Origin of the sequence: Lachnoanaerobaculum sp. Marseille-Q4761 (assembly GCF_017565785.1) — a bacterium.
Classification (GTDB): Bacteria; Bacillota; Clostridia; order Lachnospirales; family Lachnospiraceae; genus Lachnoanaerobaculum.
In genome coordinates this window covers 171,114-195,099 of record NZ_JAGEKB010000001.1, presented here as the reverse complement: position 1 = coordinate 195,099, position 23,986 = coordinate 171,114, and the positions used below count along the sequence as shown (strand labels likewise).

The following is a 23,986-nucleotide window of genomic DNA, read 5'->3' as shown; positions in this document are numbered from 1 at the left end:
AGCATTATGCATGTGTTAAACTAAAAATACTAAAAGTAGAAAAATAACTTTTTTGGGATAGTATGGTGAAGTTTATGTGGCAGAAAGTAAAAGGAAAAAAGAAGTATACTCTTAGAAAAGAAATGACAAGTCTCATGTTACGAACATCCGCATGTACTCTGTTATCAGCTGTACTTGCTATTCTTTATGTGTTTTTTTCATTCTTTTTTCAAAAAACACAAGAAGATATAGAGTATGTTTTAAAAAGTACAACTCAGCAGTATCAGTCTCACATGCAGTTTATAGCAGATGGAGCAATATCCATTCGACATAATATATTACTGGATGATTTCTTTGAAAATAATAGATTTGATAGAGAAGTGGTAGAAGAACAACTTTCGTACAGTATGGAATTATTTGCAGATAGAAATAGAGTAAACCAGCAACTACCCTTTGTTACAAGTTTATATTTGTTTAATAATAATGATCAATGTATTAATGAACATTATTATGCTACAACACTGGCTTATGAAATGGAAGAAGAAAATAAATACCGAAGCATGCAAAGATGGTTTAAATCAGATGGCAACAGATATGCTTCTGTGACGGATAAAGAGAATCTGAATGTACTTTTTAGAATTTATGATGACGAGATGGAAGAAAAAGGAATAGGAATAGCTCAAATAAGTTTGGAAGCAATAGATGCCGTATTTGAAAATGTGAGTAATTATAAAGACAGTTCATGGCTGCTTTTATCCGGTAATGATTTAATGCTTTTTCCGGAGGGGAAAGCAGAAATAATGGATAAACTAAGTAAAACAGAAGCGGTTTGGTCGGGAAGGCGAAATATTGAAGGGGAGAAAGTTATAGGATATGCAGATGTTTGCGGTTTTGGTATTCGATTAATTACAATGGTAGATCAAAGTAATGTTTTCTCAATTCTTCGACCTACATTGATTATTTTTTTGATCGGATTGGGAATAGTTCTTGCACTTACATTTATGGTGGCATATGGAGTCAGCTATCGATTTACAAAACCTGTTACAAAAATGATTTCAAGTATACAGGCATTTGGTAAGCAGGAACTTAATGCAAGAATAGAGGATTCATCTATTCAAGAGTTTCATGATATCGGAACTGTGTTTAATGAGATGGCAGACAGGATAGAATATTTGATTACAGAAGTGTATGAAAAGCAATTAATAGCAACACAATCCAAAGTGAAATATCTTCAATCACAGATAAATCCGCATTTTCAATTTAATATATTGGCAATGCTAAGTCTTAAGGCAAAGATGGCAGGAAATGAGGAGCTGTATCAAAGTTTAAATGCCTTTTCAAAACTTATGCAAGGGAAGATCTTTCGTGAAAAAGAAATAAAAATCAAAGTAAAGGAAGAATTGGATATTGTAAAATTTTATCTTCTTTTACAGAAAGAAAGGTATCAGGAAAAGCTGTCTTATGATATTTATGTGGAAGATGACAGAATACAAGAAGATATGATTCCAAGATTATTGATAGAACCGCTGGTTGAGAATGCAGTATCCCATGGATTAGAGCCACAAAAAGAAAAGGGGAGGATTGTTGTTAGACTATATGAAGAATTTATAGAAAAGGAAAATAGAAGTTCAGTGCTTCATATTTGTGTGGAAGATAATGGAGTGGGAATGGGAGAAAAGGAGATTGAAGTAAATATACAGGATGAGTTTTATAGAGTAGAGCATACACATACGGGATTTGAGAATACAAAAAGAATGCTTCAGATATTATATGGAGATAACCATGAATTCAAAATATGGAGCGAAAAAGGAAAGGGAACTAAGATTGAAATTATAATTCCGGTAGAAAGAGGCATAAATTATGTGGAAAGTATTAGCAGCAGATGATGAAGCATACATTAGAGAAGCACTGAAAAAATTAATAAATTGGGAAAAAATGAATTGTGTTCTAATAGATGTTGTTGATGACGGGCAAGAGTTAATAAATAAAATAGAAGAGGAAGAACCGGATATTGTAATTACCGATATTCAAATGCCGGAAGTAAATGGTATGGATGTATGCAAATATTTATATGAAACATATCCGGAAACTCAAGTTATTATTTTGACTGCATATTCAGATTTTTCATATGCAAAAACTGCAATTAAATATAGCATCTGCGATTATGTTTTAAAGGTTTCCATCATGGATGAACTTCCGGATGCAATTGAAAAAGCTATAGGAAATCTAAATCAGTTGAAAAGAGAGATAGAAAAAAATGAAAAAGACCTATTGGAGCAGCTATCATTAATACAACAGATAGATCATTATATAGAACAGAATTATAAAAAGAAATTATCACTGGATGATATTGCAGAGGCATTACATATTAACAGCAGTTATTTGAGCAGGGTATATAAGATAAAGAAGGGGAAAAATTTATTTGATACAATTCTTAATCTAAGAATAGAAGCGGCAAAAGACTATTTGATAAACACTGATATGAGAACCTATGAAATCTCAGAATTGGTGGGTGTGGAGGATGCCAGTTATTTTTCAAAGATGTTTAAAAAAATCACAGGACTGTCACCAAAAGAATACAGAAAGCAGGAAGGAAATGAAGAATAAGGTGAAAAAGCTTCTGTTATTGATGTGGATACTGCTAATCTGTTGCATGCTAAGCGGATGTGAAAAAGAAAAGAAAAAAGTCACAATTACAGTAATACATTCGTGGGGAGGAACAGAAGCGGATCATGTTGCAATGAGACAAATATATGAACAGTTTCAAAATGAGAATCCGGATATTAACCTTAGATTGATTTCTATGCCGACAAGAAATGAAACATTGCGTAAAGTTGAGGATATGATCATGGTAGGCGATACACCGGATATAATTGCCTTTAGCGGAATGGGTGAGAACAGTATATATAATTTTATGGTCAAAAATAATATGGCATTGGATATTCAACCATATTTAGAAGAAGATGCAGAATTTGCCGGCAATGTTTCTGAAACAAACAAAAAATATTGGACAACAAAGGCGGACAATCTTTATACGATTGTCGATGTACTCTCTTTGAGTGGAGGATATTGGTATAATGAAGAAATTTTAGAAAAAGCCGGAGTGAAGCAACTTCCGGGTACATGGAATGAATTTATTTCTATGTGTGATCAAATCAATGAATGGGCGAAAAAAGAGAGTGCTGAAATAAAGCCGTTAAGACCGTCTGCTGAAGGTTATCTTTACTTTATGGATCATATGTTGTTAAGCGAAAAGGATTTCGTAAGTGAAATAAGTGATGAGGATTTTGTAGATATATTAAAAAAGATGGAAAGTATTTATCATTTTTCAACATTCGAAAACACAGCATATAGCTATAGAGATGAAACAAGACTTTTTAATGAAGGCAGACTTGCTATTTATGTAAATGGTGTATGGGGAGCGCCTATGATTTCAGAAAAAATACATGCAAAATATGCATTATTACCCACTAATGACGGGATATCCATGTCCTGTGAATCGGCAAGTTTGGGATATGTACTTGGAAAGAGTGGCAGTAAAGAGCGAGAGGATGCTTCTGTCAGATTTTTAAATTATATTCTCAGTAAAAAAGTACAAACAGAGATATTGGAGCAAACAGAGCAATTTCCGGCGAATCCCAATATTTCTTTAGAAAAGTATAAGAATGAAAAAAATCGAATGTATTAGGCAGCAACATTGGTGTTAGATGCTGAAAGAAAAATTGAGATCCCTGATAATGTTTGGTCGGCATCACAAAAAGAATATTTTACAGATAATATTTTTAGAGTGTTGACTAATGAGATGGATAAGCAGGAACTGGTGGACAATATAGAAAAAAGAATAAAATAATTTAATAATAATGATACTCTTAAGAAGTAATTTAAAGAACATGTAAAATATTGCTGTTAAAGTAAATATTTTACATGTTCTATTTGTTTATATGTAAAGATAATACACGATTAAGTAAATTTGCTTCATTCAAAATATATAAAGAAAATAATAAAATAAAAGCATAAAGTATATAAAGATATTAAAGACTAAACTAGGAGGATGGTATGAAAAGAAAACTAATGAGTGTATTATTGATTGCTACAATGGGAGTATCTGTTCTTGCCGGATGCGCAAGCAGTGATTCCCAAAAAACAGAGGTAGATAAAAAGGTGGCATCAAGTGATGAAAATGTACTTGAGTTTTATCATGGATATTATCAGGATAAAAGCGAATGGGCTGCAGCACAGGTAATGCGTGATATTTACGATGAATTTGTCAAGTCGCATTCAGACGGAACAGTGACATTTAAGCCGATTCCTGTAGAAAACAGAGATGATATTGTAAGTGCAAAGGTTGCAGGGGGATCTTTTCCGGATATGGTTGATGTTGGTGGAGCCGGAGTTCCTCAGTCAGCAATCTCACAGAATCTCGTATATGATTTGAAGCCATATATTGATGAAAACAAGCTTCAGGATGCTGTAGGACTCAATTACACTCAGCATGATATGAATGGACATATATATGCCGTACATGATCAGATTGAGAGCCGTGGACTTTGGTATAATTCCTCTGTTTTTGAAAAGGCGGGGGTATCTGCAGATGCATTGAAAGATTGGAATTCTTTTGGAGAAGCGATGGCAAAAATTTCAGCTTTGAATGATGGAACCTATGGCTATATCGGTGGTCAGGGATCAAGCTATATCGTAAACAGCATAATGGCTTCAACAGAAAACGGAAAGAAGATGTTGGAATCTGAACTGACTGAAGAAATAATTAACTCGGATGAGTTTGCAAACGCGTTTAAGACAGCGGCAAAATTGGATCAGGCAAACGGATCCGATCATACAACAGATGATAATGGAAATTTAATGGCTGAATTCAACACAAATGGCAAGGTAGGTGTTTTGTTTAACGGTGTATGGAATGCAAGCGGAATAGACGCATCACTTGTTGATTCTATTGAACCTTCATTGTTCCCGGGTAATATAGCTATTGCATCAGCAGGTGGCGGACTTGCTGTTTCCAATAAGATGAGCGATGAAAAAACAAAATTGGCTCTTGAATTTATCAAGTATATGACAAGCAAAGAGGTACAGGAAAAGATATTTGCAGAAGTACAGGCTAACCCTTGTAATACAACTGTAGATCTTAATGCATTAGCCCGGAAGAGTGGTGATGCGGCAACAATTAAGCTTGCAAAAGCATGCTCAGGGGTTAATTCAGCAGATACAGTTGTGATTGATATGAATTATACATGGGGATCTGATGTTGATAAGGCAATTATAAATGCTTTAATGGAATGTGCAGTATCAGGAACTGATGTGGATGCGAGATTTGAATCTCTTAAGAAAGAATTGCTTGCATTGATAGGCTAAGTTATCTGAAAAAAGACTACATAAAAAGGGAGGGGGATAAGTCCCTTCCCGTTTTTAATTAATGAGAAAACCTTATTGTGGGGCTTTTATAATAGGAGGTAGAAAATTGGAGATGGTAAACAGACCTAAAAAGAAAAAAAGTAAATTAGGTATGAGGAGAACAGGGTTTATTATTGCGTTTTTGGCACCAACACTTTTTGTTTTTTGTGTGTTCTATTTATATCCGATTATTACTGTATTTGTAACATCATTCTGTAAATGGGATTATACCAACATTACAAGTCCTGAATTTTTTGGATGGAATGATTTGTGGAACAACTATAATTATATTTTTAACAAGTATCCATTTTTTTGGGAAGCTCTTAAAAACTCGACAAAATGGGCGATAGTGGGAGCAGTTGTACAAATTCCGATTGCGACATTAATTTCTCTGGCTTTGTCCAGAAAGCTAAAAGGAATAAAATTTGTAAGAATTGTTTATATTATTCCGAATATGATATCAACAGCTGCTATGGGTGTGATTTTTTTTCAATTATACAATCCGTCTTATGGAATTATCAATCCTATAATTCGTTTGTTTAATAAAGACTTTTCGGACAGCATACTTTTATTAAAAGGACCTGCATTTGTCGCTATGACATGTGCCTATATATTCTTTACAGGTACTACAACTTTAATGATTCTTGGCAATATTATGGCTGTACCGGAGGAGATAAGAGAAGCTGCCATGCTGGATGGAGCAAGTGGTTTAAAACAGGATCTGCATATTACAATTCCAATGATTAAAGGAACCCTAAAAACAGTATCAGTCCTTGCGGCAACATCAGGATTCCTTCTCTATAACGAAGTATATTTTTTAACGAAGGGAGCGGCGGGAACTTATAGTATCAGTTATGTGATACGTGAACTTGCTATTACGAGTCCGAGAACTCAGTTTGGAAGAGCAAATGCAGTTGCAATGATACAGATACTGGCAGGAATGGTCATCATTCTTGTAGTTAGTTTTGTATACAGTTTGTCATATAAAAAAGAAAAACATTAGAGAGGAGTTAGGACATTGAAAAAATTTAAAAAAGAAAAAACAGTTAAAGATATGCCGATCGGAACAAAGATTTTTACATATTTATGCCTCATATGGGCATTAACTGTATCATTAGTTCCATTGATTTGGCTTGTACTTTCCAGCCTAAAAAAAGATCCTATGGCAAGACCGGGATTTCAACTTCCTGATTCTATTTGTATAGATGGATATATTTCCACATTTAGAGATCTTCATGTTCTTAGATATTTTGGTAACAGTTTATTTGTAGCGGGAATGTCTGTATTAATCAGTGTAGTTATGATATCAATGTCCGCATATGTGGTAGCAAGAATGGAATTCAGAGGCAAAGCATTAGTAAATATTTTGCTGTATTCAACAATGTTTATTCCGGCAACAGCCTTGACATATCCTGTATACAATTTGATTAATAATCTTCACTTGTATGATACAAGGGCGGCATTGATTATGATTTATTCATGCAGTGGAATAGCGGTAAGTTTTTTTGTTATTAAAAATTATTACAATAATATTCCGAGAGAGTTGGAAGAAGCAGCCAGAATTGACGGATGCGGGTATTTTCAAACATGGCTGATGGTTATTTTTCCAATTGCAAGACCGGGAATTATGACAGCGGCAGTACTGGCATTTTTGAATAATTGGAACGAATACTACTGGGCGTCACTTGTATTGATTACAAGAGAAAAATTGACTGTTCCGGCATTGCTTTCTACTTTTACAACATCATTTAATACAAACTACAATGGTTTGTTTTCTGCGATGGTAGTAATTATTCTTCCACCGGTGGTATTGTATTGTATTTTCAGTAAGTTCTTTGTGGAAGCATTATCAGGTGGAGCAGTAAAAGGATAGGAGAACAAGATTAATGAATAAAGAGATTAGAGAAAGAACAAAATGGTTTATGGATGCCAGATTCGGAATGTTTATACATTGGGGATTATATTCTGTTCCGGCATGTGGAGAGTGGATAATGTCACAGAAGGAAATGACAGTTGAAGAGTATAGGACATATTTTGAACAGTTCGATCCGGTAGATTATGATCCGAAAAAATGGGTTAAACTTGCAAAAGAAGCCGGAATGAAGTATGTAGTGTTGACAGCCAAGCATCATGACGGTTTTTGTCTGTTTGATTCCAAACTTACAGACTATAAGGCAACAAATACGAAAGCAGGTAGAGATCTTGTAAGAGAGTTTGTAGATGCCTGCAGAGAAGAAGATTTGAGAGTCGGTTTATATTTTTCAATTATTGATTGGCATCATCCGGACTTCCCCAAATACAGAGATCGTCAGCATCCAATGAGAAACAATAAGGCTTATAAAAATGAAGAAATAGATTTTGAACGCTATTTGGAGTACATGCATGGTCAGGTGAAAGAACTCGTGACCGGATACGGAAAGCTGGACCTTCTTTGGTTTGATTTCTCTTATGATGATATGACAGGAGAAAAATGGAAAGCAACAGAATTGATAAAAATGGTACGTTCATATCAACCGGATGTAATTATTGACAATCGATTAGAGGGTTCAGGTGAGAGCCATGGAAGTATTGCAACAGAACATCCGCTGATTTACAGTGGTGATTTTGCAAGCCCGGAACAGATCATACCTCCAAAGGGAGTATGCGATGAAAAAGGTGAACTGATACCATGGGAACTTTGTGCAACAATGAATAATCATTGGGGGTATTGTAAATTCGATTACCAGTACAAAACTCCACAGATGCTTGTAAGAAAGCTTGTAGAATGCGTAAGTAAAGGTGGAAATATGATTTTGAATGTGGGACCTGATGCAAAGGGAAATATTCCGCAGGAAAGTATAAATATTCTGACAGATTTGGGAAAATGGATGAGTAAAAATAAAGAAAGTATATATGGATGCGGTATATCAGAGTTGGAAAAACCGGATTGGGGAAGATATACACAGAAGGGAAATACAATCTATGCGCATGTGTATGAAACTCCATTGGGAGCATTGCCTTTATATGGAATTGCACCGGACAAATTGGACAAAATCACTTATTTGGCAGATGGAAGTGAGGTAAGACGTGGAGAAGCGTGGAATACCGCTCTTTATCCTGATATTGCATTTGTTTCATTTGGAGAAGATCCTGTATTTACATATTCGTTACCTGATGACAAAGATACCGTACTTAAAATTGAATTAAAAGAATAATAGGCAGTTATAGTTAGCTAAAATTAAAAATATTTAATTGGGATAGTATCTTAACTTAAAGCAAGATACTATCCCATAACAAGGGAGAAATGATATGAAACAGGTAACGAGTATCTTAATAGGTGCCGGATTAAGAGGTGGATATGTGTATTCTCAATATGCATTGGATCATCCAAATGAATTTAAGGTAGTGGCTGTTGCAGAACCGGATCCGGAGAGGAGAGAAGCCTTTTCAAAAAAACATAATATTCCACAGGAAATGCAGTTTGAATCATATAAAGAAATATTAAAAAGAGATAAAATAGCAGACTGTGCAATGATATGTACTCAGGACCGGATGCATTATGAACCGGTGGTAACGGCGCTGGAAAAAGGATACCATGTACTATGTGAAAAACCAATGTCACCTGATAAAGAGGAAATAATAAAAATGGGGGAGATGGCGAAACAATACGACAGGATTTTGTCAGTATGTCATGTTTTACGTTATTCTCCATTTTTTTCTAAAATAAAATTATTATTAGACGAAAAAAAGATAGGTCAATTAATTACAATTCAGCATATCGAGGAAGTAGGATATTGGCATCATGCCCATAGTTTTGTGAGAGGAAATTGGAGAAACGAAAAAGAGTCAAGTCCAATGATTTTGCAAAAATGTTGTCATGATATGGATATTTTAGTATGGCTTGCAGATAGCTCTTGTAAGAAGATAAATTCTTTTGGCAGATTAACATATTTTTCAGAGGGAAATGCACCTGAGGGAGCACCAAGATATTGTATGGACGGATGCAGTCACCATGATGAATGTCCGTTCTATGCACCAAGATTTTATCTGGAGCATTCAAAAGCGGTAGAAGATGGGCTTGTATATGCTGTTACCGATTATGTAGATTCAGAACATATACTGGAGGCATTGAAGAAAGGTCCATATGGAAGATGTGTTTTTCATTCAGACAATACGGTTGTAGATCATCAGACAGTAGAAATTGAATTTGAAAATCAGGTAACAGCATCATTTTTGATGACGGCATTTACAAATCAATGTGCAAGAAGAATTCGCTTGATGGGAACCAAAGGTGAAATAAAAGGAGATATGGAAGCCGGAATAATCGAAGTAACAGAGTTTGTAAGTGGTACAAAAGAAATTATAAAATTGCATACTCCAACAAAGGGACATAGCGGAAGTGATATGAGTATGATGAAGGACTTTGTCAGAATGGTGGGAGAAGGTAAAAAGGGAAAAACAAATGCTGATATTTCGGTGGAAAGCCACTTAATGGCTCTTGCGGCAGAGGAGTCAAGAGTTAATGCAGTGGTTATTAATTTCAAGCAGTACACAAAGCAAAATACTGAATGAGTATGGTTTATTTATAATAATCAAAGTATAGGAAAGAGAGCAAAAGAATGGCTATATCATATAATAAAAAGAACCGAATATTTAAACTTGATACAAAGAGTACATCATATTTGATTGGGATAACACCGGAAGGGTATGTAGGACATGTATATTATGGCGAAAGACTAAAGGGTGATGATGCTTATTATTTGCTTCGAACACAGGAGTCACCATATACGCCATCAAAAAATGAGAGAGAAAAATTATCATTCCTTGACCGCTTTCCTATGGAATATTCATCAGGTGGAATAGGGGATTTTCGTGAAAGCTGTATTAATATTCGTAATGCGTCAGGATGTATGGGGAGTGAGTTCTTCTATGAATCTTATGAAATTAAAAGAGGAAAATCGAAATTGGAAGGGCTGCCGGCATCCTTTGGAGATAAAGATGATGTAACAACACTTACTGTTAAATGTGTAGATCCTGTTTTGGAGATTGAATTAGCTCTTTCGTATTCGGTGTTTGAAAAAGTAGACATCATCACCAGAAGTGTGAAAGTAATCAATAAAGGAAAAGAGAATGTAAGGTTGGAAAAAGTCTATAGTGCCTGTGTGGATATGGATAATGAAAACTTTGAACTGCTTACACTCTGTGGTGCATGGGCAAGAGAGCGACATATCCTGAGAAGACCGATTTGTTATGGAAAACAATTGGTAAGTTCTGCAAAAGGAGAATCCGGACATCAGGAGCATCCATTTATTGCACTTGTAACACCCGGGACAAATCAACAGCAGGGAAGAGTCTATGGAATGCATTTTGTCTATTCCGGCAATTTTATCGGACAGGCAGAATTAACACAGTTTGATTCGGTTCGTATGGTAATGGGAATCAATCAGGAAGAGTTTTGCTGGAATCTGTATGCAGGAGAATCTTTCCAAGCCCCTGAAGTTGTACTTACATTCTCAGGAGAAGGACTTGGAAAAATGACACGCTCATTGCATGATTTCTATCGTCAACATATGATAAGAAGCCCTTATAAAAACATGAAGCGTCCGATTTTGATCAATAATTGGGAAGCAACATATTTTGATTTTAATACAGAAAAGCTATTGGATATTGCCGGAGTTGCAAAGCAAGACGGTATTGAGATGCTGGTTATGGACGATGGATGGTTTGGTAAACGTGATAATGATAGTTGCTCACTCGGGGATTGGGTTGTAAATGAGAATAAAATTACAGGAGGGCTGAAATATCTTGTAGATGAAGTAAAAAAGCTGGGGTTAAAATTTGGGATTTGGTTTGAACCGGAAATGGTTTCACCGGATTCCGAACTTTACAGAGAGCATCCGGATTGGGTAATCCATATTAAAGGAAGAAAAGCGACACAAAGCCGTCAGCAATATGTACTCGATTTATCAAACCCGAAAGTGATAGATTATGCCTATGAATCAGTGGCAAAAATCCTAAGGAGTGCGGCAATTGATTATGTGAAATGGGATATGAACCGTCTGCTGAGTGACTTGGGAAGCAGTTATCTTGATAAAGATTCACAACAAGAATTATTTCATCGCTATGTACTGGGTGTATACCGGATGCAGGAGCGTTTGATTACAGAATTTCCCAATTTATTGCTTGAAAATTGTTCAAGCGGAGGTGCCAGATTTGATCCGGGAATGCTTTATTACAGTCCACAAATTTGGTGTTCGGATGATACGGATGCAATAGAACGGTTGGAAATCCAAGAAGGAACAGCATTGATTTACCCTTTGTCAACAATTGGATCACATGTTAGTGAGTGTCCAAATCATGCTGTTGGAAGAATAACACCATTAGAGACAAGAGGACATGTAGCACTTGCAGGCACATTTGGCTATGAATTGGATATTACAAAACTTTCAGAAAAGGAACATGAGTTGGTTATACAGCAGACAAAGATGTATCACAAATATAATGATTTAGTTAGAGAAGGGGATTACTATAGAATTGCATCTTTTTCTGAAAACGGTTATTATGACTGCTATATGGAAGTATCAAAAGATAAAAAAGAAGCACTTGTAACTTATGTTCAGGTACGTGGTATTCCAAACAGTCACAGCAGAAGATTAAAACTGCAAGGTTTAGATGAAGATAAGATATATTGTTTGGAAGGAACCAATGAACAATATACAGGAGAGATGTTGATGAAATGTGGATTCTTATTTAAAGATTTTTGGGGAGATTTCGAGAGCAGGCTCTACTATTTTAAATAAATATGAGCTCCTTTGGGAAAGGAGCCCATATTAAATCCGGCTGACCTATATTCTTTAATGTTATTCCTTAACAATATCCTTTAAATTTCCGGTATAGTCAAAAATCAATTGAAGTTTTTCACCTTCAGTATCAGGAAGATTAAAGTCACCATATTCATCCTTCTGTGGTGATGAAGTCTGAGCAGTGAAATTATGATTTACAGTTGCCGGAATAGATATGGAATAAGCAATATCTCTTGGGAAGTCATCCCCCTCAGGATTATCTGACAGCGGACGATAAAGTAAAGTATTTTCTCCGGTTTTCCAGACCTCAGCATCTTGCTTAAATTCATTGCCTGACCACTGCTCAAAAACCTCAGGCTTATTGCTACCCTTTCTAACAACTATATACTCTGTGTTTAATCTACTATAGCTCATTCTCCATCCTACATCCTGATAAGGGGTATATATTTGGGTGAAGACCATCAATAACAAATCCACATCAACCAATTCCGCTTTGCCAATTGACTGAACTGTCTGACTGTCCGGATCAACTTTAAAAAGCTCAGAAATCAGAGGCTGTCTGCCTTTTTGACTGATTTGATAGACCGATCCTTCATCAATATCAAGTTCACCATCAGATCCACCGTCTACAATATCAATTTTTCCGTTATTTGCAAAAATGAGTGGAATATTAGGAGCCGTTTCTTCCTGTGTATCCATACCTTGCTGTATGAGCTGAAGGCTGTTTTCTTCTAAACGAGCCTTATAAATTTCTACACTTTCCAAAAAATGCGCTGTTCCGCCATAATACCCGAAGGTAAGATAATACTCCTTACCATCCGCAGTAAGTCCCTTAAATTCCGGAGAGGAGTATGATTCTTCATTTACATTAAGATCGCCTATAATAATATCTTTATCAGGCTGTTCAAAACTTCTTCCAAAAATCTGTCTTGAAGTAACAGTATACCCGTCTTCGGAATAATTATCACCTTCTATGAGGAAACCGCCGTTTACAAAACCGAGAAATACCACAGAAGCTCCTTCTTCACTTGCCCAAATATATGGTGTCTCTTTAGAACTTAAATCTATGACATCGGCAGAACCCCAATCTCCCTTAGCCAGATACTGACCATTTTCACTTATTCCAAGTATCACACCTGCTCCAAGCTCTTCCCTGTCTTCTCCCTCCATATTTACACTATAACTTTTTGATGTTCCGTCATCAGTCATTTCCGACAGATAAAACCTTTGATTACTATAGTACAATTTACCATAGCCGCTATCTTTAAAGAGCTCCTCCACCTTACCGTCTTCTTTTAGACGGCATATCCATGAGATACCGGTGGAAGTGGGATATTCTAAAAACTCACCAAATAATGCATTTTTCTCCAATGCATATTCACCGTATTTTCTAAAATATATATCAGAACCGATTTTAACAAAATAAGCACCGTTATTTATAATATTCTCATTTTGCATCTTACTGTTATCCTGATTTTCACCTTGCTTTTTGCTGTCACTTTTTTCTGATTTAACTGTACTTTCTGAGCTTTGCTCTGTTTTAGTATCGGATTCTATTTTTTGTGAAAGCGTGCAGGAACAAAGAATCATTCCCATACAAAGCGTTACAAAAACGGATCTTATTCTTTTTATCATATATCCTCCTTATAAACAAATCGTAGTTGTAATATTGATTGTTTTTAAATGTGACAGTTGCTTTTTAGAATCATTAACTGCTCCAATATAAAAGCAATAATATCGTATATGTTTAACTTTATTGAGTTAAACCAAGTAATAATTCCAAATGAATGATATGGAATACAGCATATTTATATGTCTTATTATAGCATTTATGATAGTTTCGGTATACAGATAAAACCAAATTATTTATTGGAGGACTTGTTGATAAAGTATATATAATACAGATGTTGTAAGGTTTTCTTACGCGATTTTAAATCTATATACAGGTAAAAGTCGAATTGCTTGCATGTTTTTAGAGAAGATAATACACTATATTTAGAGAATTGTTGATTGGGGCAAAAAAGTTAAAGAGTATTGTTATAGAATTTATTATGCCTCGGGAGAGTAAAAGTTTAATTTTATAAAATTCTGTATGAAAGAAACAGATAAAATATGTTTAGAACGGAGAAAATAATGATTGTTTTAATAACAGGTGCATCACATACAGGTAAGACTGTGCTTGCTCAAAAATTACTTGAAAAGTATAAATATCCTTATTTATCGATAGACCATTTGAAAATGGGTTTAATTCGTAGCGGATATACTAAACTTACTGTTAAAGATGATGATATGCTCACAGAGTATCTTTGGCCTATTGTTCGTGAAATGATTAAAACAGCTATAGAAAACAGGCAAAATCTTATTGTTGAAGGTTGCTATATACCCTTTGATTGGGTTAATGATTTTGAAAAAGAATATCTTGATAATATAAAATACTACTGTCTTGTTATGAGCAAAAAATATATTGAGAACAATTTTGATAATATAAAAAAATATGCAAATGCCGTAGAAAGTCGCATAGATGATGAATGGTGTACTATGGAAAGTGTATTAGATGAAAACACTAGATTTTTGACAGGCGCAAAAAAGCATAATGCAAACATTGTATTTATTGATGACAGTTATGAGATAGATATTGATTTGTGAGGAGAGGGGTTTTAAATTTAGTGTTTATAAAAAATGTGAGGTGGTGAGAGATGAGTATTGAAGCGGAAAACCTTGACTTACTTCGTAAATTGGTAAGGGAGTTACAAGCAGAGAATACTTCGTTAAAGAAAAAATTAAAGAAAGCGAATATAGCATATTCGGAAAGTTGTATATTTGAGGAAAAGATAGAAGATACATCTGAGTTTGACCCGGATCAAGGCGAACGAATTATCAGAAAGCATATTACTGAAGAAATGGCAAATAGGTACTTTGCAATGTTCTGGGGAAGAACAGATGTATATGCCAAGAGAGGGAAAAAGGTGGATATTTTTTAAGAAGCCTATTCTTGCTTCCTTGGCACGCAACTTTGGTTACCTTTTGTTGGATAGAGGGCAATCTTTAATTAATATGAAGTCATTCCAATATTATGACAGAATGTATCCATGTCAGGATAGGGTAAACAGTATAGGAAATCTTATTGCTCTGCCATTGCAGGGAAGGGCATTAAAAAATGGAAATAGTGCTTTTGTTGATAGTAATTGGAATGCATATCCCGATCAGTGGGATATTTTATTAAACCATACAATGAAGTTGTCGATGGAAGAGATAGTGGCTTTTATGAAAAAATGGAAGGCTGAAATCACTGAAGCAACAGGTGTTGTAACTGATGATATGGAATGTAGACCTAAACCATGGAAAAAGAAACAAGTATTTAATAAATCTGATGTTGTAGGCAAAATGCATATTATTCTTGGCGATGGGGTATATGTAGATGCATTGAATCTTATGCCAAGGATACAGAATCAAATAAGAAGCTTGGCGGCATTTGATAACCCTATCTTTTATAAGAATAGGCGCTTAGGATATTCAAATTATTATAATTTTAGTTCTGTTTATATGGGAAAAGATATTGACGGATATATTCGTATTCCAAGAGGGCTTAGAGAGCAACTTATAAATAATTGTAAAGAAGCCTGTATTGAGTACGAGATTAGTGATCAAAGAGAAATGGGAAGACCTATAAGAGTATTTTTTAATGGAGATTTGCGTACAGAGCAGGATTTGGCGGCGAACAGAATGTTACAGCATGATCATGGAGTGCTTAGTGCAACTACTGCATTTGGAAAAACAGTGGTCTGTAGTTATTTGATATCACAAAGAAAAGTCAGTACATTAATTCTCCTTCATAGCAAAGATTTGATTGAACAGTGGGTAGAAGAATTAAATAAGTTTTTAATTATAAAAGAGAAACCACCAATTTATAAAACAAAGACAGGTAGAGAAAAACGAAGAGACAGTGTGATTGGAGTATTAACAGGTAATAAGAACACAATTACAGGAATTGTTGATGTTGCTATGATTGGGTCAATGTATAGTAAGGGAAAATTCAATGATTTTATTAATTCTTATGGACTGGTAATTATGGACGAATGTCACCATTGTGGATCTAATACATCGATAGAAGTAATGGAGAGAGTAAATTCAAGATACGTTTATGGAGTTTCAGCAACACCAAAGCGTGGGGATAATCTTGAAAAAATAGTATATATGTTATTAGGTCCGATAAGACATAGCTATACTGCGAAAGAGCGTGCGAAAGAACAGGGGATTGGATATTATGTATATCCAAGATTTACAAGAGTTATTGATACAAATGAAACTAGGAATGATATTAGTGCTGCTTATAATTTAATAAGTAACAATAAATTAAGAAATGAAATGATTGTAAATGATACAAGGCAGGTAATTGCCGATGGAAGAACTCCGCTTATTCTTACAAGATATAAGGAGCAGGCAAAGAATTTATTTGATATTCTGTCAGGTGCAGCAGATTATGTGTTCTTGCTTTATGGTGATAATAGTGATAGGGAGAATTCTGAAATCAGAAAAAAATTAAAGGAAGTTTTATGTGAAAAATCAATTATTTTAATAGCTACCGGGCAGAAGATTGGTGAGGGATTTGACTTTCCAAGATTAGATACATTGATGTTGGCGGCACCGGTTTCATTTGATGGAAGATTGGAGCAGTATGTTGGGAGATTACATAGAGATTATGAAGGTAAGAAGTATGTGGTTGTTTATGATTATATAGATGCTCATTTAAAAGTTTTTGAGAAAATGTATTCAAAACGTCTAAGAACTTATAAGCGTTTAGGATATTCTCTAATTTCGAATACAACATTAGATAAACAAGTTGCAAATGCAATTTATGATTCAGGGAACTATATTGATATATTTGAACAGGATATTGTCGAGGCAGAAAAGAGAATAATTATTTCAAGCCCAAATATTGTTCAGGAGAGAATTGATAGAATAATTTATATTACAAAACAGCAGGTGGAAGCAGGATGTAAGATAATCGTGATAACAATTGATCCTGAAAAAATGAGTTTTGGAAGCATTAATGATTATCATGAAATGATTAATCAGATGAAAGTATCAGGAATACAGGTTGTTATTAAAGATGAGGTAGATGAACATTTTGCAGTTATAGATGAAGAACTGGTATGGCATGGTGGTATGAATCTTTTAGGCAAGGAAGATGTGTGGGATAATTTGATAAGGATAAAATCTGCTGTTGTAGCGGAGGAGCTGTTGGAATTATCGTTTGGAAATTAGCAGTTTAAACATTATTTTTGTATAGAATAATTTTTATATAAATTGTACTAATGAATTTAGTTATTGAAAAAATTGAAGTATTTGCATTGATAAAAGTAATTTGAGCATAGTGGTAGAAGTTAACACTGGTAGTATAAAAACAACGACAATATGTTCGAGTTTTCATTTACCGAAGGGAGTATATTTGATATAATTCTAAATATTAATTAGCATACTAGGAGTGAGAAAATGTCTGGAAATTTATTGTTAAGTCCGGTGTTAAAATGGGTTGGTGGAAAGAGACAGTTGTTGTCTGATATAGTTCCAATGATTGATGATAAGTGCTCAATGTATGTGGAGCCGTTTATTGGTGGTGGTGCTATTTTATTTCATATGCAGCCAAGGAAAGCTATTATTAACGACTGTAATATAGAGCTTATTAATGTTTACAAAACAGTAAGAGATAATGTCGATGATTTAGTAGAGGTGCTGAAAATACATGAAGAAAAAAATTCATCAGATTATTATTATGAAGTGCGTGCGTTAGATAGAGAACCTATATTTAAGGGAATGTCTAACGTAGAAAAAGCAGCAAGAATTATTTACTTGAATAAAACTTGCTATAATGGTTTGTATCGTGTTAATTCTGCCGGACAATTTAATTCTCCTTATGGAAGATACAAAAACCCGAATATTGTTAACGAGGCGGTTTTAAGAGCAATTTCAAAATATTTTAATGAAAATGAAGTACTGATACTTAATGGAGATTATAAAGAGCCATTAAAACATCTTAAAAAAAATTCGTTTGTATATCTTGATCCTCCATATATGCCGATTTCAGAATCATCTTCTTTTACTGGATATACTGAAGGGGGATTCGGATATGACAGTCAAGTTGAATTGAAAGAGGAATGTGATAAACTATCTCGTCAGGGAATTCGGTTTGTACAGTCAAATTCAGATTGCGAAGAGATAAGGGAATTATATAGGTGCTATAAGATTAAAACAGTTAAAGCGAAGAGGAGCATTAATAGTGTGGCAAAAAAACGTGGTGAGATTAATGAGGTACTAATATATAATGGGTAATACAATTTTAGCAAATGAAGCATGGCAAAAGCTCATTGATAAGTATGACATTTTAAATAAAGTTAAAAAAGATGGAATATTTCATATAAAAGCAAGTGAGATAAAAGAATTTAAAGAACCAAGATTGATGGCAAAGTGGGACTGTAATGCAGCTTTGCCTTCAGTATTTAAAATTAATAATTTGAATATCCTGCCAGATAGTAGAAGCTCTTATATTCTGGGAGATTTTCTTTTGTATGAGGAAATCCCGGAATTGACGGAATCTGTAAATAAAATGGATTATATTGAGCTTCCGGAGTACGAAACTATAGATGTTAATAATGTTTCTTCTGAGGCTAATGCGATTAATGTACTTATTCTTTCCGGAATTCTTGATGACTTCCTTGAAGATGAGGGAACCGTTGAAACATTTAATGGTCGAATGGGAACAGGAGAATTCGAGTTTGTAGTTGATACAGTTAGAGGCAATAAACAGAAGATATCTGTGAAAAATGCACAATGCGAAATAGATGGGGGATTTGAAAATGATAATGATGTCATTATTATGGAAGCAAAAAATGTAATTAATGAGGATTTCCATGTAAGGCAGTTATATTATCCATTTAGATTATGGAAAAATAAGGTTACAAAGCCAATAAGATTGATTTTTTCTATATACTCAAATATGATATTTCGTTTGTTTGAGTACAAATTTGTTGATGAAAATGATTACTCTTCAATAAAATTAGTAAAAACAAAGAACTATTCTCTTCAAGATACTACAATTGAGGTAGAGGATTTAATTGAGGTGAGAAATAATACTACAATATTTTATAAGGATAATCAGTATGAAGATTTAAAGGTGCCATTTATTCAAGCTAATTCCTTTGAAAGGGTTATTTCATTGCTTGAAAACATGAAAGATAATCCAATGACTACGGAACAAATTGCAGAGTTGATGGAGTTTGATATGAGACAGTCAGACTATTATTACAATGCAGGAGCTTATATTGGTTTATTTGAGAAGAAGAGTGAAGATAAACAAAAGAAGGTGTTTTTGACAAAACTAGGTGAGAAAGTATTTTCATTAAACTATAAACAGCGCCAGTTGAAGTTTGTGGAATTAATCTTACAGCATCAGATTTTCGCAGATTGCTTTGATATGGTTATTGAAAATGGTGGAGAGATGATAGATAAGAAGGTTATTGAAAATATGATGCGAGAATATAATGTATGCAATGAAGGACAAATTGTTAGACGAGCAAGTTCTGTTCAGGGATGGTTGAAATGGATATTTAATCTAAGGAATTTATAGGGTGAGTTATATGAAGTGGGAGCCGGATGATTTCAAACTTGAGAAATCATCAGTGTGGTCTTTTCCGGAAAGAGGGAATTGGGCGACACATGATGCAAATTATAGAGGAAACTGTTCGCCATATGTAGTGCGTAATCTACTTTTGCGGTATTCAAAAGAAGAAGATTGGATTTTAGATCAATTTGTAGGTGGTGGGACCTCTTTAGTAGAGGCTAAGCTTTTAGGAAGAAATGCGATTGGTACTGATGTTAATCAAAAAGCTCTTGACAGGTGTAAAGAAAAGATTGCTTTTGCATATGGTGATGTAAAAGTTGAAGTGCGAAAAGCAGATGCAAGAAATCTGAATTTTGTAAAAAATGGAAGTATTGATTTTATATGTACGCATCCGCCTTATGCAGACATAATTAGGTATACCGATGGAATAGATGGCGACATTTCTTTACTTGATTATAATGATTTTTTAGGTGCCATGGCTCAGGTGGCAGAAGAAGCATTTAGAGTATTAAAAAGTGGAAAATATTGTGCCTTTGTAATGGGAGATATTCGTCAAAAAGGCTTTGTTAGGCCATTAGGTTTTGATACCATGAAGGTCTTTGAAAAGGCAGACTTTAAGCTTAAGGAAATAATTATAAAACAACAGTATAATTGTAGGATGACAGAAAAATGGGAGAAAATTAGTATTGAGAAAAACTTCTTCTTATTATCACATGAGTATGTTTTTATCCTAAGAAAATAGAATGAGGTATAAGAGATAAATGGAAAGTAAATTTAGTTTTCTAAAGGAATTTAGAGGAAGAAATGATTTAGAGAAGTCATATGGAGATAATGCATTATTACTATATGCACTACAACTGAGATTCGATATTGAAGATATAGACTCCGTAGCAGCAGAAGCACTTACAGATGGTGCAGATGATAAAAAATGTGACTTGATTTATGTGGATAGAGAATCAGGCGTAGCAGTTGTTGCGCAAGCATATAATAGACCAAATGCAAAATTGGAAGATTTAGCAAAAGAAAACAAGGCAAGTGATTTAAATACTGCTGCTGCTTGGGTGTTTACAGAAGAGCTTTCAGAGATTCCTAATACCATTAAAGATGCTGTATTAGATTTACAGGATGCTATTAAAAAGCAGGAAATTTCAACTGTATATTTTTGGTATGTTCACAATTTGGATGAAAAGAGAAATCCAAAGATAGAAACTGAAATGAGGGCAGTACAAGCGCAAGTTCAGGCGTCTGTAAATAGTAAGTACCCAGATGAAGAACTTAAGATAAGCACTTTAGAGGTTGGATTAAATACAATTCAAAAGTGGTTTGACAATTCTACCAGAAGAATATCTATTGAAGATAATTTTGTGGTTGATTGCAAAAATGGTTTTGAATTGGACTCAAACAGTTGGCGAGCATATGTTACAGCAGTTTCAGGAAAGTGGCTTAGGAGCATATATTTAGATAAGCGTGACGATTTATTTTCGGGAAATCCGAGAAGTTTTCTTGGTAAAGGAAAAAGGAAAAATAGTATAAACAGCGGTATTATCGAATCCGTGCAAAAGGAGCCAACAAACTTCTGGGCATACAATAATGGAGTTACGGCACTTGTTAATGATTTTCATTATGATGATAAAAAAGAAGAATTAACAATAAAAGGAATAACCATTATTAACGGTGCACAAACAACCGGTGCAATTAGTGCACCTGAAACAGTGAATGATGACTTTTATATTCCGTGTAGATTTATTGTATGTAATGATAAGACTATAATAGAATCAATTATAAATAATAACAATAAACAAAATGAAATTTTACCATCTGATTTAAGAAGTAATGATAAGCAGCAGGAACGTTTAAGAAACGATTTCAATAAATATCCGGCATTGTTTTATAATGGTGGTCGAAGAGATGATAAGACTGTTAAGAACAAAATTGTTTTTGACCCATATTTAGTAGCTCAGACTGTTCTTGCATTTCATGGAGATTGTGTAGTTGCATATAATGGAAAAAAGCGTATTTGGGATGAGGATAAGATTTATGCACAGGTGTTTACAGATCAATTAAGCGTTGAACATATTATTTTTATTTATTCGTTATCAAAGGCAATTGATGAATTTAAAAATAACTTGAGAAAGAAAAAAGAATCGCGCACAGATACTGAAGAAACACAAATGGAGTTCTTGTCTAAAAGGGGATCAAAAATGCTGATGATAGCAACTATATCTGACTGTTTGGAAGATTTATTAAGTGCAAAAATAAGTGACAAATGGAAATTGAAATTTAAAGATAATTCTGATTTTGAAAAACTTATACAGATGTGGTTGAAAGTCATAGGGGCAATTATTTCGTTTAGTAAAAAGCTTGAGCCGGCTTTACAAGATGGATTAAAAAATAAAGAACAAGCTAATGCTCAGATAGCAGAGGTCAAAAGTATGGTAGCTGCGGTTAATGAGATGTTGACATCACAACTAAAAAAAGTTATTGACGAGATAGAGAGGTGATTAATATGAATAATGAAAAACCTATAATTCAATCTAATGGTTATAATGGAAGTGAACCAACTAGGATTTGCCCTCATTGCGGTGAGGAAAAAGCATTAAGTGATTTTGGGTTTAGAAATATGGGAAATGTAAAGATTAGAAATCAATCATGGTGTAAAGACTGTCGTAGTAAGACACGATAGTATATATGAGTAATCTACAAAAATACTATGTTTTAAACCACATAGAACCAAGTAAAAAACTAGATTATATGCTAAAATAGAAGGGTAATCCTATATTGGATTGCCCTTTTAGTATACAAATTTCAGGGAGAAATAATGAGAGAATTTAAAACAGGATCAACCCTTCTTGACGGCAATCTGGCATTGTCTATAGCATCTGCATTAACACCTAATGGAGTAGAGGATAATCCTCTTTTTTTCAATGGAGAAATTATAAATCCGACAATAGTTTCAGGTGGACTTTTGGTACTTGCAGATATAGTCGGTACAAGATATTTTAATTACGTACCGGTAGCACAAAGAGATCCTATTCTTTGCGCACAGGGGGATAGACTGAGAGCGGAATGTTTTTCCGCTTGCAATGGCGTTTATGCAAGGCTTGATGTTTTTCAAAGTGCCTTGGACGGCGAGATACTTTATGGTACTACCAATGTAGATATCGGAGCTGATTTAAGAAAATCTCTTTTTAATATAAAGCAGGGAGACAGACTGAAGTTTCGCATAGGAGATGACGGCTTTAAGACTCTACACAGTAAGAATATTGATGGTGGTGTGTTGACAGATATACATATACAAAGACCTGTAAAAATGCCTGACAGATGGGTGAGAGCACTTGGTAACTGTGTCATACTACATCAAAATATGGAGTACAAATTCCATATTGAGGGGATGCAGGCAAAGACATTTATTGCAATGTTACCGGCGGCTACAGGAAAGGAGCGGTCAGGATGGCTGACACCTACAAAGACAGGTGTGATGTTAAAACCGAGAGAAGAAAAAATGAGTGTATATATTAGCGGACTTCATAGACTCAGTGCACTTAAGAGGATAATGAGTAATGTTAGTGCTGTATATTTTTATGCACCGAAGGATAGCGAGCCCGGGCAGATGATGATTGAGGTATGTATGACCGGAGTAAATATTACACTTAGTTTGACAGCAAAGAGCTATGAGGGGTATTCAGGCGAAGGGGCATTACTTGATTCACTTTCGGATTTAAAAATATTAGAGTATTCAGACAGAATTGATAATATATTGAATTTTGAATCAAGGCTTGATATTGATAAGATGTCAAAATCTATGGGTATGGTAAAAAGTGATACGAATGCGGCACTGGAGCTGCTTGCCGTCTCAGGAAAACTTGGGTTTGATGTAAGAGAGAGGGCATTTTTCCATAGAGAATTACCGGATGATCCGGATAGAGTTTTAAAGGATAATCCAAGACTTATAGGGGCAAAGAAGCTTATTGAAGATACTGAATATATTGAAGATAATATATGGCATGTAAAATCAGGAGATACAACATACAGAGTTATTTATCCTACAGATGAAAACCTTGAGAATGCAAAATGCACTTGTACATGGTATCTGAAACATAAAAACGGTAGAGGGCCGTGTAAACATATCCTGGCAGTGAAATTGAAAAAAGAAAAAGTGTGAAAATAATTTTTATTACTATTCGTTAAGGCACTAAGCGGT

20 protein-coding genes are annotated in these 23,986 nt (G+C 34.5%); 19 read left to right on the top strand and 1 reads right to left on the bottom strand.

Annotated elements, in window-relative coordinates:
• Positions 1 to 74 precede the first annotated feature (74 nt).
• The 10 genes from J4O15_RS00920 to J4O15_RS00880 all read left to right on the top strand — a co-directional run bounded on the left by J4O15_RS00920 (position 75) and on the right by J4O15_RS00880 (position 12,164).
• Positions 75 to 1,865, top strand: coding sequence for a sensor histidine kinase (locus tag J4O15_RS00920; RefSeq protein ID WP_243761917.1), 1,791 nt, complete (start codon positions 75 to 77; stop codon positions 1,863 to 1,865).
• The gene (locus J4O15_RS00915; protein ID WP_208099358.1) at positions 1,840 to 2,586 is read left to right on the top strand and encodes a response regulator transcription factor; all 747 of its coding nucleotides are present in this window, start codon (positions 1,840 to 1,842) and stop codon (positions 2,584 to 2,586) included. The genes J4O15_RS00920 and J4O15_RS00915 overlap by 26 nt, the downstream gene beginning before the upstream one ends.
• Complete coding sequence (locus J4O15_RS00910) at positions 2,576 to 3,667, top strand: ABC transporter substrate-binding protein (RefSeq protein ID WP_243761916.1); 1,092 nt, start codon at positions 2,576 to 2,578, stop codon at positions 3,665 to 3,667. Before J4O15_RS00915 ends, J4O15_RS00910 begins: the two co-directional genes overlap by 11 nt.
• A gap of 12 nt (positions 3,668 to 3,679) precedes the next feature.
• Positions 3,680 to 3,829: a hypothetical protein gene (locus J4O15_RS15765; RefSeq protein ID WP_243761915.1), complete on the top strand. Its 150-nt coding sequence runs from the start codon at positions 3,680 to 3,682 to the stop codon at positions 3,827 to 3,829.
• 206 nt (positions 3,830 to 4,035) lie between these two features.
• Positions 4,036 to 5,346: an ABC transporter substrate-binding protein gene (locus J4O15_RS00905; protein WP_208099357.1), complete on the top strand. Its 1,311-nt coding sequence runs from the start codon at positions 4,036 to 4,038 to the stop codon at positions 5,344 to 5,346.
• Positions 5,347 to 5,458: 112 nt separating this feature from the next.
• Positions 5,459 to 6,388, top strand: a complete 930-nt coding sequence (locus J4O15_RS00900) for a carbohydrate ABC transporter permease (protein WP_208100250.1) — start codon at positions 5,459 to 5,461, stop codon at positions 6,386 to 6,388.
• 15 nt (positions 6,389 to 6,403) lie between these two features.
• Positions 6,404 to 7,258 (top strand): carbohydrate ABC transporter permease, encoded by an 855-nt coding sequence (locus J4O15_RS00895; protein WP_208099356.1) that lies wholly within the window; start codon positions 6,404 to 6,406, stop codon positions 7,256 to 7,258.
• Between the two features lie 13 nt (positions 7,259 to 7,271).
• Positions 7,272 to 8,579 (top strand): alpha-L-fucosidase, encoded by a 1,308-nt coding sequence (locus J4O15_RS00890; protein WP_208099355.1) that lies wholly within the window; start codon positions 7,272 to 7,274, stop codon positions 8,577 to 8,579.
• A 94-nt stretch (positions 8,580 to 8,673) separates the two neighbouring features.
• Positions 8,674 to 9,936: a Gfo/Idh/MocA family protein gene (locus J4O15_RS00885; RefSeq protein WP_208099354.1), complete on the top strand. Its 1,263-nt coding sequence runs from the start codon at positions 8,674 to 8,676 to the stop codon at positions 9,934 to 9,936.
• Positions 9,937 to 9,983: 47 nt separating this feature from the next.
• Positions 9,984 to 12,164 (top strand): alpha-galactosidase, encoded by a 2,181-nt coding sequence (locus J4O15_RS00880; protein WP_208099353.1) that lies wholly within the window; start codon positions 9,984 to 9,986, stop codon positions 12,162 to 12,164.
• A gap of 60 nt (positions 12,165 to 12,224) precedes the next feature.
• On the opposite strand, the gene J4O15_RS00875 is transcribed toward J4O15_RS00880, so the two are convergent.
• A complete protein-coding gene (locus J4O15_RS00875; RefSeq protein ID WP_208099352.1) occupies positions 12,225 to 13,802 on the bottom strand; it encodes a hypothetical protein in 1,578 nt (525 codons plus the stop codon).
• Between the two features lie 498 nt (positions 13,803 to 14,300).
• On the opposite strand from J4O15_RS00875, the gene J4O15_RS00870 reads away from it, so the two are divergent.
• The 9 genes from J4O15_RS00870 (at position 14,301) to J4O15_RS00835 (ending at position 23,947) form a co-directional block, all read left to right on the top strand.
• The gene (locus tag J4O15_RS00870) at positions 14,301 to 14,813 is read left to right on the top strand and encodes an adenylate kinase (protein WP_208099351.1); all 513 of its coding nucleotides are present in this window, start codon (positions 14,301 to 14,303) and stop codon (positions 14,811 to 14,813) included.
• 50 nt (positions 14,814 to 14,863) lie between these two features.
• Entirely contained in the window at positions 14,864 to 15,148 is a 285-nt protein-coding gene (locus J4O15_RS15760) for a hypothetical protein (RefSeq protein ID WP_243761914.1), read from the top strand.
• Entirely contained in the window at positions 15,108 to 17,432 is a 2,325-nt protein-coding gene (locus J4O15_RS00865) for a TOTE conflict system archaeo-eukaryotic primase domain-containing protein (RefSeq protein WP_442911585.1), read from the top strand. Before J4O15_RS15760 ends, J4O15_RS00865 begins: the two co-directional genes overlap by 41 nt.
• A 228-nt stretch (positions 17,433 to 17,660) precedes the next feature.
• Positions 17,661 to 18,497 carry a DNA adenine methylase gene (locus tag J4O15_RS00860; RefSeq protein ID WP_208099350.1) on the top strand — a complete coding sequence of 279 codons (837 nt, stop codon included), beginning with the start codon at positions 17,661 to 17,663 and terminating at the stop codon, positions 18,495 to 18,497.
• Complete coding sequence (locus J4O15_RS00855) at positions 18,490 to 19,791, top strand: type II restriction enzyme (RefSeq protein WP_208099349.1); 1,302 nt, start codon at positions 18,490 to 18,492, stop codon at positions 19,789 to 19,791. The genes J4O15_RS00860 and J4O15_RS00855 overlap by 8 nt, the downstream gene beginning before the upstream one ends.
• A gap of 10 nt (positions 19,792 to 19,801) precedes the next feature.
• The gene (locus tag J4O15_RS00850; protein WP_208099348.1) at positions 19,802 to 20,527 is read left to right on the top strand and encodes a TRM11 family SAM-dependent methyltransferase; all 726 of its coding nucleotides are present in this window, start codon (positions 19,802 to 19,804) and stop codon (positions 20,525 to 20,527) included.
• 19 nt (positions 20,528 to 20,546) lie between these two features.
• A complete protein-coding gene (locus J4O15_RS00845; protein ID WP_208099347.1) occupies positions 20,547 to 22,286 on the top strand; it encodes an AIPR family protein in 1,740 nt (579 codons plus the stop codon).
• 5 nt (positions 22,287 to 22,291) lie between these two features.
• The gene (locus tag J4O15_RS00840; RefSeq protein ID WP_208099346.1) at positions 22,292 to 22,468 is read left to right on the top strand and encodes a hypothetical protein; all 177 of its coding nucleotides are present in this window, start codon (positions 22,292 to 22,294) and stop codon (positions 22,466 to 22,468) included.
• Positions 22,469 to 22,603: 135 nt separating this feature from the next.
• Positions 22,604 to 23,947 carry an SWIM zinc finger family protein gene (locus J4O15_RS00835; RefSeq protein ID WP_208099345.1) on the top strand — a complete coding sequence of 448 codons (1,344 nt, stop codon included), beginning with the start codon at positions 22,604 to 22,606 and terminating at the stop codon, positions 23,945 to 23,947.
• The last annotated feature ends 39 nt before the right edge of the window (positions 23,948 to 23,986 follow it).

Coding starts and splice junctions, on each gene's coding strand:
- J4O15_RS00920 (WP_243761917.1), top strand. CDS start 75: ATGTGGCAGAAAGTAAAAGGAAAAAAGAAGTATACTCTTAGAAAAGAA.
- J4O15_RS00915 (WP_208099358.1), top strand. CDS start 1,840: ATGTGGAAAGTATTAGCAGCAGATGATGAAGCATACATTAGAGAAGCA.
- J4O15_RS00910 (WP_243761916.1), top strand. CDS start 2,576: ATGAAGAATAAGGTGAAAAAGCTTCTGTTATTGATGTGGATACTGCTA.
- J4O15_RS00905 (WP_208099357.1), top strand. CDS start 4,036: ATGAAAAGAAAACTAATGAGTGTATTATTGATTGCTACAATGGGAGTA.
- J4O15_RS00900 (WP_208100250.1), top strand. CDS start 5,459: ATGGTAAACAGACCTAAAAAGAAAAAAAGTAAATTAGGTATGAGGAGA.
- J4O15_RS00890 (WP_208099355.1), top strand. CDS start 7,272: ATGAATAAAGAGATTAGAGAAAGAACAAAATGGTTTATGGATGCCAGA.
- J4O15_RS00885 (WP_208099354.1), top strand. CDS start 8,674: ATGAAACAGGTAACGAGTATCTTAATAGGTGCCGGATTAAGAGGTGGA.
- J4O15_RS00880 (WP_208099353.1), top strand. CDS start 9,984: ATGGCTATATCATATAATAAAAAGAACCGAATATTTAAACTTGATACA.
- J4O15_RS00875 (WP_208099352.1), bottom strand. CDS start 13,802: ATGATAAAAAGAATAAGATCCGTTTTTGTAACGCTTTGTATGGGAATG.
- J4O15_RS00870 (WP_208099351.1), top strand. CDS start 14,301: ATGATTGTTTTAATAACAGGTGCATCACATACAGGTAAGACTGTGCTT.
- J4O15_RS15760 (WP_243761914.1), top strand. CDS start 14,864: ATGAGTATTGAAGCGGAAAACCTTGACTTACTTCGTAAATTGGTAAGG.
- J4O15_RS00865 (WP_442911585.1), top strand. CDS start 15,108: ATGTATATGCCAAGAGAGGGAAAAAGGTGGATATTTTTTAAGAAGCCT.
- J4O15_RS00860 (WP_208099350.1), top strand. CDS start 17,661: ATGTCTGGAAATTTATTGTTAAGTCCGGTGTTAAAATGGGTTGGTGGA.
- J4O15_RS00855 (WP_208099349.1), top strand. CDS start 18,490: ATGGGTAATACAATTTTAGCAAATGAAGCATGGCAAAAGCTCATTGAT.
- J4O15_RS00850 (WP_208099348.1), top strand. CDS start 19,802: ATGAAGTGGGAGCCGGATGATTTCAAACTTGAGAAATCATCAGTGTGG.
- J4O15_RS00845 (WP_208099347.1), top strand. CDS start 20,547: ATGGAAAGTAAATTTAGTTTTCTAAAGGAATTTAGAGGAAGAAATGAT.
- J4O15_RS00840 (WP_208099346.1), top strand. CDS start 22,292: ATGAATAATGAAAAACCTATAATTCAATCTAATGGTTATAATGGAAGT.
- J4O15_RS00835 (WP_208099345.1), top strand. CDS start 22,604: ATGAGAGAATTTAAAACAGGATCAACCCTTCTTGACGGCAATCTGGCA.